Source organism: Pseudomonas nicosulfuronedens (assembly GCF_005877905.1).
Classification (GTDB): Bacteria; Pseudomonadota; Gammaproteobacteria; order Pseudomonadales; family Pseudomonadaceae; genus Pseudomonas; species Pseudomonas nicosulfuronedens.
On sequence record NZ_SWDV01000017.1, the window covers coordinates 1 to 9080 of the forward strand.

A 9080-nucleotide genomic window follows, 5' to 3' on the forward strand; every position below is an offset into this window, starting at 1 on the left:
CAAGGGCGGCGTAGGAAATCAGCCATCCCTGTTGCCATTCCTGCTCCAATAGCGCTTGGCGGAACGGATTGTTGCGCAATCGCGACAATAGAATCTTGTCAATCGCTGCCTAGGCAGTATCATTTCGAAACATTTCACTGCCTAAGCAGCTATCTGTTTTGACATGAATCACTACGACGTCGCGGATTTTCCGTTCAAAGGCTCCATCGGCCAATTGCTGGGCGCCACCGCCATCCTCAAGGACCGCCTGCTGGACAAACACCTGGCACATCTGGACATCACCGCCGCGCAGTTCAAGGTGCTGTTCTTCATCGGCAACGACCGCGCCAACACCCCGGCCGAGCTGTGCCGCGAGCTGTCCATCGACAGCGGCTCCATGACTCGCATGCTCGATCGCCTTGCGCGCAAGGACCTGCTGCTCCGTGAGCCCTGCCAGAACGACCGCCGTAGCGTGCGCCTGAGCCTGAGCACTGCCGGACAGGCCGTGAACGACGAGGCCCCGCGCATCGCCGCCGCAGCCATGAACGAACTGGTCGGCGGCCTGTCCCGCGACGAGCTGCAGACCCTTACCGGCCTGCTCGACAAGATCCTGCGCGCCCACGGCGCCGCGGCCCATTGCGCGGCGCAGGAGAAATGAACATGAACCACCTTCGCACCGCCCTGCTGCCGGCCGCCGTATTTGCCGCCGTGCTGGGACTCTCCGGCTGCGTCAGCTACACGGGGCTGACCACCAGCGGCAAGGCAACCGATCCTGCCAGCCTGAAGGCCGGCATCAGCCTCGACGGCACCCCGCTATCCGCCGCCTCGTGGCCCAGCGATCACTGGTGGAGCAGCCTGAGCGACCCACAACTGGACAGCCTGATCAGCGAAGCCCTGCGCGGCACGCCGGACCTGGATATCGCCAGCGCCCGCGCCCGCCAGGCTATTGCCGCCGCACAAGGGCAGGACGCCGAACGCATGCCCAGCGTGAAGGGTACTGCCAGCTACGCCGGCATCCGCGCACCGGAAAGCGTCCTGCCGGCACCGACCGGCGGCCGTTACTCGGCGGTGAAATACCTGTCGCTGAGCTTCAGCTACGACCTCGATCTCTGGGGCGGCCAGCGCGACGCCTGGGAAGCCGCCCTCGGCCAGGCCAACGCCGCCGAAGTCGACCGCCAGGCCGCCTCGATCACGCTCTCCACCAATGTCGCCCGCGCTTACAGCAACCTGGCCCACGCCTTCGTCGCCCGCGACCTGGCCAAAGACGAACTGGATCGCTCGCAGCACCTTTTCCAGCTCAGCCAGAAGCGCATGGACGCCGGCCTGGACAGCAAGGTCCAGCTGCAACAGACACAGTCCCAGGTCGCCAGCGCCAAGCAGCAGTTGGCCGCTGCTGACCAGGAGATCGCCAGCGATCGCATTGCCCTCGCCGTCCTGCTCGGCCAGGGTCCGGATCGCGGCCAGGAGCTGCAGCGCCCGCAGGTACTCAAGCCCGGCGCGCTGAGCCTGCCATCGAACCTGCCGGCCGAGCTGCTGGGGCGCCGCCCGGACATCGTCGCCGCCCGCTGGCGCGTCGAGGCGGCATCGAAAAGCATCGACTCGGCGAAGACCGAGTTCTATCCCAATGTGAACCTGGGGGCGATGGTCGGCCTGGCCGCCCTGCACACCAGCGACGTGCTGAAGGCACCGAGCCGGTTCTTCCAGATCGCCCCGGCCATCTCCCTGCCAATCTTCGATGGCGGCCGCCTGCGCGCCAACCTCGCCGGGAAGGACGCCGACTACGACCTGGCCGTCGCCCAGTACAACAAGACGCTGGTCAACGCCCTCGGCGAGGTCACCGACGACCTCGGCAAGCTGCGCTCGCTGGAGCAGCAGATCGACGACCAGCGCGATGCCCGCAACATCGCCAAATCCAACTTCGACCTGGCCATGCGCCGTTACGGCGAAGGCGTCGGCAACTACCTCGACGCCCTCAGCGTGCAGCAGCAACTGCTCCTCGCCGAACGCCAGCTGGCCAACCTTGATGCCGAGCGCATTGATCTCTCGGTGCAACTGATCCAGGCCCTGGGCGGTGGCTACCAGCCCGACACCACTTTCACTCCCGCCCCGCTCGCCCAGGCAAGCGCGGCCGCCGCGCACTGAACGAGGCACCCGACATGAGCACCACCACCCAAGAAACCCCGAACGGCAATCCCAAGCGCAAGCGCTGGCTGCTGATCCTGCTCGCCGTCGTCATCCTCGCCGGCCTCGCCAGCGTCGCCTGGGAGGTCCTCTACGGCCGCTGGCACGAGGACACCGACGATGCCTACGTGAACGGCAACGTCGTGCAGATCACCCCGCAGATCACCGGCACCGTGGTCAGCATCGGCGCCGATGACGGCGACCTGGTGCACAAGGGTCAAGTGCTGGTGAAGTTCGACCCCAGCGATGCCGACATCGCCCTGCAGCAGGCCGAAGCCAACCTCGCGCGCACCGTGCGCCAGGTACGCGGGCTATTCAGCAATGTCGACGGCTACAAGGCCGACGTCGCCACGAAGAAAGTCGCCCTGGCCAAGGCCGAGGCCGACTTCAAGCGCCGCCAGAACCTCGCCAATGACGGCGCCATCTCCCAGGAAGAACTGGCCCACGCCCGCGACGCCCTGGACACCGCGCGCAGCTCGCTGACCAACTCCGAGCAGCAACTGGACACCAACCGTGCACTGGTCGACGACACCGTGATTGCCTCGCACCCGGACGTCAAAGCCGCCGCCGCCAAGCTGCGCCAGGCCTACCTGGACGACGCCCGTGCGGTGATCATCGCGCCGGTCACCGGCTACGTCGCCAAGCGCACCGTACAGGTCGGCCAGCGTGTGCAGCCGGGCACCGCGCTGATGGCGGTGATCCCGCTGGACCAGGTGTGGATCGACGCCAACTTCAAGGAAACCCAGCTCAAGCACATGCGCATCGGCCAGCCGGTGGAAATCCGCTCCGACCTCTATGGCAGCGAAGTGAAGTACTCCGGCACTGTCGACAGCCTCGGCGTCGGCACCGGCAGCGCCTTCTCCCTGCTGCCGGCGCAGAACGCCACCGGCAACTGGATCAAGATCGTCCAGCGCGTGCCGGTACGCATCCGCGTCAATGCCGAGGAATTGGCAAAGAACCCGCTGCGCATCGGCCTGTCCATGGACGTCAATGTCAGCCTGCATGACCAGAGCGGCCCGGCCCTCGCCCAGCAGCCCCCACACGAGGCGGTGTTCTCCACCGACGTGTACCAGGAGCAACTGGCCTCAGCCGACCAGCTGATCGAGAAGCTGATCCAGGCCAACCTGGCCGACGCCAACCACCGCACCGCGCAGCGCTGATCCGACTGCAATCATGAGCCAGCCCAACAGCAGCAGTTTCAGCCCCCCCAGCCTGGTCATGGCCACCATCGGCCTTTCGCTGGCGACCTTCATGCAGGTGCTGGACACCACCATCGCCAACGTCGCCCTGCCGACCATCTCCGGCAACCTCGGGGTGAGCTCCGAGCAGGGCACCTGGGTCATTACCTCCTTCGCAGTGAGCAACGCCATCGCCCTGCCGCTGACCGGCTGGCTCAGCCGGAAAATCGGTGAGGTGCGGCTGTTCATCGCCGCGACCCTGCTGTTCGTGATCGCCTCCTTCCTCTGCGGCGTCGCGCAGCAAATGGGCATGCTGGTCGGCTTCCGAGCCATCCAGGGCTTCGTCGCCGGGCCGCTCTACCCGATCACCCAGACCCTGCTGATCTCCATCTATCCCCCGGCGAAAAGGGGGATGGCACTGGCACTGCTGGCGATGGTGACGGTGGTGGCACCCATCGCCGGGCCGATCCTTGGCGGCTGGATCACCGACAGCTACAGCTGGCCGTGGATCTTCTTCATCAACGTGCCCATCGGCCTGTTCGCCGCCATGGTCGTCTATCAGCAGCTGCGCGCCCGCCCAGTGGTGATCAAGCACGCGCCCATGGACTACATGGGCCTGGCAATGCTGGTGATCGGCGTCGGCGCCCTGCAGATCGTGCTCGACAAGGGTAACGACCTGGACTGGTTCGAATCCGGCTTCATCATCGGCGGCACTGTGATCGCGGTCATAGCCCTGGCGGTGTTCGTCATCTGGGAGCTGACCGACAAACACCCGATCGTCAATCTGCGACTGTTCGTGCACCGCAACTTCACTGTGGGAACCCTGGCGCTGGTCGGCGGCTACGCTGGCTTCTTCGGCATGAACCTCCTGCTACCGCAGTGGCTGCAGACCCAGATGGGCTACACCGCCACCTGGGCAGGGCTGGCAGCCGCACCGATCGGCATCCTGCCGGTATTCCTCTCACCGCTCGTCGGCCGCTACGCGAACAACTTCGACCTGCGTCTGCTGGCGGGGCTGGCTTTCCTCGCGATGGCGGCGACCTGTTTCATGCGCGCCGACTTCACCACCGAAGTCGACTACCTGCACATCGCCCTGGTGCAGCTCTTCATGGGGCTGGGCGTGGCCTTCTTCTTCATGCCGATCCTGAGCATCCTGCTCTCCGACCTGCCTCCGGACCAGATCGCCGACGGCTCCGGCCTTGCAACCTTCCTGCGGACCCTGGCGGGCAGCTTCGCCGCATCGCTCACCACCTGGATCTGGAATCGCCGCGCCACCATGCACCACGCCTACCTGACGGAGAACATCAGCCAGTACGACCCAGCCACCCGCGCCACCGTCGAACAGCTTGGAGGCCCCGGCCAGCATAGCGCTGCGCTGCTGGAACGGATGGTGGAAAGCCAGGCCTACATGATCAGCACCATCGACTACTTCACCCTCCTCGGCTGGGTCTTTCTGGCGATGCTGGTGGTCATCTGCCTGGCCAAACCGCCTTTCGGCGCCAAGCCCGGCGCAGCGGCTGCTGGCGGACACTGACCCAAACTGCGGATCATTCTGACAAATCAGTGGTTTACACCCCGGGCGCCGTGGCTATAATGGCGCCCCTCCTTGCCGGTATAGCTCAGCTGGTAGAGCAACTGACTTGTAATCAGTAGGTCCCGGGTTCGACTCCTGGTGCCGGCACCATCTCCTCAAAAGCCCACCCGTCGGTGGGCTTTTGCGTTCTGGAACCAAAACACCTCCAGCGCGATCCAATTCCCGGTTAATTCCGTGCCTCGTATCAAATCGGCGGATTCACTATGAGCTCCCCGCCCCATTTTGGTAGTCTTAAACATTCGACTGCCAACTGCCCGACGCGACCGGTCTGAACCGGAGTGCAAGCAGCCAGACGATGCGGCGTAGGATGTCATTTGCAAAGGAATATTGATTGATGCTGATCCCAGTGATCATTTGTGGCGGCGCAGGCAGCCGGTTGTGGCCAGTTTCGCGCGAAGCGCACCCCAAGCCCTTCATGTCCCTCCCCGACGGGCAGAACCTTCTGCAGAAGACACTGTTGCGAGCCCTCGCCCTGGATGGGGTGACCGAAGTGATGACGGTCACCAACCGCGAGCTGTTCTTCAAGACCGAAGATGAATACCGTGCACTGAAGCCGCAAGCCCAATGCCTGAGCTATGTGCTCGAGCCTTTCGGTCGGAATACCGCCGCCGCTGTTCTCTCAGCTGCGCTGCAGCTGGATCAGGCTCACGGCCCCGAGGCATTGATGCTGGTTTTGCCAGCCGACCATTTGATCAAGCATACCGACGCGTTTGCCGAGGCTGTCGCCAATGCAGCGCGCCTGGCTGCCGCCGGCTGGCTGGTGACCTTTGGCATTCAGCCGCAGTACCCGGAAACAGGCTTCGGCTATATCGAAAGCGACAGCGATGCCCTGGACGGCGGCCTCAAGGTCAAACGCTTCGTCGAGAAGCCCAGCCAGGAGAAGGCCGAGGAGTATCTCGCGGCGGGTAACTACTTCTGGAACTCCGGTATGTTCTGCTTCCGCGTGGGCACCCTGCTCGACGAAATGAAGGCCCATGCCCCGGAGGTCCATGACGCTGTAGCGGCCACCCTGAAGCAGTCACGCCTGACGGAAGCAACCGCGCACCGTTGCCTGTCGCTGGAAGGCGAGCTGTTCAAGAACGTCCCCGACATTTCCATTGACTATGCACTGATGGAGCGCTCGGCCAAGGTCGCCACCGTGCCCTGCAACCTGGGATGGAGCGACATCGGTTCTTGGAACGCGCTGAGCGAGCTCACACCCGAAGACGAGGCCGGCAATCGCTTTGAGGGTGAAGTCCTAGTCCATGGCGCCAATAACAACTATGTGCACAGCCCGGAGCGTCTTGCCGCCCTGGTCGGTGTTCAGAACCTGATCGTCGTCGATACACCAGACGCCCTGCTGATCGCTCACAAGGAGCACACCCAGGACGTCAAGCAGATTGTCGCTCAGCTGAAGAAAAGCGGTCACAGCGCGCATCTGCTGCATCGGACGGTACACCGCCCTTGGGGTACTTACACGACCCTCGAGGAAGGCCATCGCTTCAAGATCAAGCGCATTGTGGTCAAGCCAGGTGCTTCACTGTCACTGCAGATGCACCATCACCGCAGCGAGCACTGGATCGTGGTCACCGGCATGGCCAAGGTGGTCAATGGCGAGAGCACCATGATGCTCAACAGCAACGAGTCGACCTTCATTCCGGCCGGACACAGGCACCGCCTGGAAAACCCTGGCGTCATCGACCTGGTGCTGATCGAAGTACAAAGCGGCGACTACCTGGGCGAAGATGACATCGTGCGCTTCCAGGACAATTACGGCCGCGCCCCCTGCTGAGTGGACTCGCAAGGCGCTGCGAAGACCCCCAAGTGCCCTGATCGAGCTCACACTCCGCCCCGAGCAGGCCAACTGGCCTGCTCCTCTTTCAAACGAACCTCCCCTGTACGTGCCACACCAACATCCGTGGCCTCCGGGTATCGAGCAACGTTATGCGGATCTTCGCTGGACCCGAAGAATGATTGGATTACTCAAGAACATCTGGCTTTATCGGCATTTCATACTTTCCTCAATCAAGAACGAGTTTCTGGTTCGCTTCTCGAGAAGCCGCCTGGGCGCCCTATGGATGCTCGTCCACCCTCTAACTCAGGTCCTGATCTATGCACTGGTACTGTCCAACGTACTCGCTGCAAAGCTTCCTGGTGTTAGCAATCACTATGCCTATGCAATCTATCTGCTGGCGGGAATGCTCGGCTGGAACCTGTTTTCGGAGATCGTCAGTCGTTGCCTGACCATTTTCACCGACCAAGGCAACCTGATTAAGAAGATGCTATTCCCCCGCATTACCCTGCCGGCCATCGCAGTCGGCTCCTGCCTGGTCAACAATGTGCTGCTGATGATTGCCATGATCGCGGTGCTGTTTGTCCTTGGCCATCCACCGGGGCTGGAGATGTTCTGGCTATTCCCGCTGACGCTGCTGGTCATTGCTATCGCCGTTGGTGCAGGGCTCACGCTGGGCATTTTGAACGTGTTCGTACGAGATATCGGCCAGGTAGTACCGATCTTCCTGCAGATCCTCTTCTGGTTCACACCCATCGTGTATCCGGTGAATATCATCCCGGAGAACCTGAAGAGCCTGGTGGAGTACAACCCGCTCTATCACATCATTGGCGCCTACCATCAGGTCATCCTGTACAACGCTCCGCCACAACTGGATGCCACTGCCGTGCTGCTGCTGGCCTTCGCACTGGGGCTGCTCGCATTCGGCCTGTTCATCTTCCGCCGCGCGGCTCCTGAAATCGTGGACTCGCTATGAGCCTCCTGACTGTATCCAATCTCGGAAAAGCCTATCGCCAGTACCGCAGCGAATGGCAGCGATTCGCGCGCTGGTTCGGCATTCCGGCCAAGCCGGCTCATGAGCACTGGGTCGTGCGCGGAATCAGTTTCGACGTGTGGCCGGGTGAAAAAATCGGCATTCTCGGCAAGAACGGCGCGGGCAAGAGCACATTGCTGAAGATGATCACCGGGACTCTGCAGCCCAGCGAAGGTCAAGTGACTGTGCAAGGGCGCGTGGCCGCAATCCTGGAATTGGGAATGGGATTCAATCCAGAGCTGACGGGCCGCCAGAATGTCTTCCACGCCGCGGGACTCATGGGATTCAATCAGCAGCAGATTGAATCCGTGGTCGAAGATATCCAGCACTTCGCTGACATCGGCGAGTACTTCGACCAGCCAGTGAGAATCTACTCCAGCGGCATGCAGTCACGCGTGTCGTTTGCCGTGGCCACCAGCTTTCACTCCGACATACTGATCATCGATGAGGCGCTCGCCGTGGGCGATGCTGCCTTCCAGCGCAAGTGTTTCCGACGCCTGGAGGAGCTCTGCGACAAGGGAACAGCACTGCTGTTCGTCAGCCATGACATCGAGAGCGTGAAGAAAATCTGCCAGCGTGCGGTCCACATTGAAGCCGGCGGTCTGGTGGAGGTGGGCGAGGCAAAGCCTGTTTGCGATCGTTACGAGAAAGCGCTGTTCAGCAAGTCGTCAGCCATGACCCTTGCAAAAGTACCGGAGCCAGTAGTGGACACCGGATTGGTCAGCGACTGCGAGCTGTCTTACGGCGACGGGCGAGCGCTCATCCACGATGTTGCGCTTGCCAATTCCGACAACGTGCGGGCCAACGTCCTGCGTTGCAACGAGACGATGAAGATCATTTTCTCGGTGGAGTTCCACACAACCGTCAGAAACCCGATATTCACTTGCCTGGTAAAGACCAGAGAGGGAATTGCGATATTTGGAACGGATTCCGCATTCCTCAAGCAGGAACTCCGCGAGGTCAATGCGGGCAGTTCGGTGCAGGTGGAATTCGAATTCAAGGCCGCGTTACTGCCAGGCATCTACTACATCAACTGCGGTGTTCGCGATCCCAGCGAATCCGATACCGATTTCCTTCATAGAAGGGTGGATGTCGCCATGTTCAGAGTGACCAGCAACGAAAGCTCTACTGCGCTCGCAGGCCTTGCCGATCTGCAGGCTGTCGTCAATGTGCGAGCCAGCCATGAATAAAGGCCCCATCTTCATTCACTCGTTGTTCCGCTCGGGCAGCACGTACTTGTTCAACGTCTTCCGGCGTACAGGAAACTACTGGTGCTATCAGGAGCCCGAGAACGAGTGGCTCCTGGAGTTGGACGAGAACCCCGAGGGCCTGCTGGCAGTTACC

The 9080-nt window shown here is 62.1% G+C and carries 7 protein-coding genes and 1 tRNA gene; all 8 read left to right on the forward strand.

Features of this window, described 5'->3' with window-relative positions:
* Positions 1-163 precede the first annotated feature (163 nt).
* On the forward strand, positions 164-637 hold the full coding sequence (locus FAS41_RS15475; protein WP_138523720.1) for a MarR family winged helix-turn-helix transcriptional regulator: 474 nt from the start codon (positions 164-166) through the stop codon (positions 635-637).
* Positions 634-2121 (forward strand): efflux transporter outer membrane subunit, encoded by a 1488-nt coding sequence (locus FAS41_RS15480; RefSeq protein WP_138523722.1) that lies wholly within the window; start codon positions 634-636, stop codon positions 2119-2121. The genes FAS41_RS15475 and FAS41_RS15480 overlap by 4 nt, the downstream gene beginning before the upstream one ends.
* A 14-nt stretch (positions 2122-2135) precedes the next feature.
* Positions 2136-3320, forward strand: a complete 1185-nt coding sequence (locus FAS41_RS15485; protein WP_138523724.1) for an HlyD/EmrA/EmrK family protein — start codon at positions 2136-2138, stop codon at positions 3318-3320.
* Between the two features lie 13 nt (positions 3321-3333).
* Positions 3334-4872: a DHA2 family efflux MFS transporter permease subunit gene (locus FAS41_RS15490; RefSeq protein WP_138523726.1), complete on the forward strand. Its 1539-nt coding sequence runs from the start codon at positions 3334-3336 to the stop codon at positions 4870-4872.
* A 74-nt stretch (positions 4873-4946) separates the two neighbouring features.
* Positions 4947-5022 (forward strand) — tRNA-Thr (locus tag FAS41_RS15495).
* Between the two features lie 241 nt (positions 5023-5263).
* The gene (locus FAS41_RS15500) at positions 5264-6703 is read left to right on the forward strand and encodes a mannose-1-phosphate guanylyltransferase/mannose-6-phosphate isomerase (protein ID WP_138523728.1); all 1440 of its coding nucleotides are present in this window, start codon (positions 5264-5266) and stop codon (positions 6701-6703) included.
* 178 nt (positions 6704-6881) lie between these two features.
* Positions 6882-7679 (forward strand): ABC transporter permease, encoded by a 798-nt coding sequence (locus FAS41_RS15505; RefSeq protein WP_138523730.1) that lies wholly within the window; start codon positions 6882-6884, stop codon positions 7677-7679.
* The gene (locus FAS41_RS15510) at positions 7676-8926 is read left to right on the forward strand and encodes an ABC transporter ATP-binding protein (RefSeq protein ID WP_138523732.1); all 1251 of its coding nucleotides are present in this window, start codon (positions 7676-7678) and stop codon (positions 8924-8926) included. Before FAS41_RS15505 ends, FAS41_RS15510 begins: the two co-directional genes overlap by 4 nt.
* The last annotated feature ends 154 nt before the right edge of the window (positions 8927-9080 follow it).

Bases quoted from the DNA above. Each gene is read 5' to 3' on its own strand.
- FAS41_RS15505 (WP_138523730.1), top strand. From the start codon at position 6,882: ATGATTGGATTACTCAAGAACATCTGGCTTTATCGGCATTTCATACTT.
- FAS41_RS15510 (WP_138523732.1), top strand. From the start codon at position 7,676: ATGAGCCTCCTGACTGTATCCAATCTCGGAAAAGCCTATCGCCAGTAC.
- FAS41_RS15480 (WP_138523722.1), top strand. From the start codon at position 634: ATGAACATGAACCACCTTCGCACCGCCCTGCTGCCGGCCGCCGTATTT.
- FAS41_RS15490 (WP_138523726.1), top strand. From the start codon at position 3,334: ATGAGCCAGCCCAACAGCAGCAGTTTCAGCCCCCCCAGCCTGGTCATG.
- FAS41_RS15475 (WP_138523720.1), top strand. From the start codon at position 164: ATGAATCACTACGACGTCGCGGATTTTCCGTTCAAAGGCTCCATCGGC.
- FAS41_RS15485 (WP_138523724.1), top strand. From the start codon at position 2,136: ATGAGCACCACCACCCAAGAAACCCCGAACGGCAATCCCAAGCGCAAG.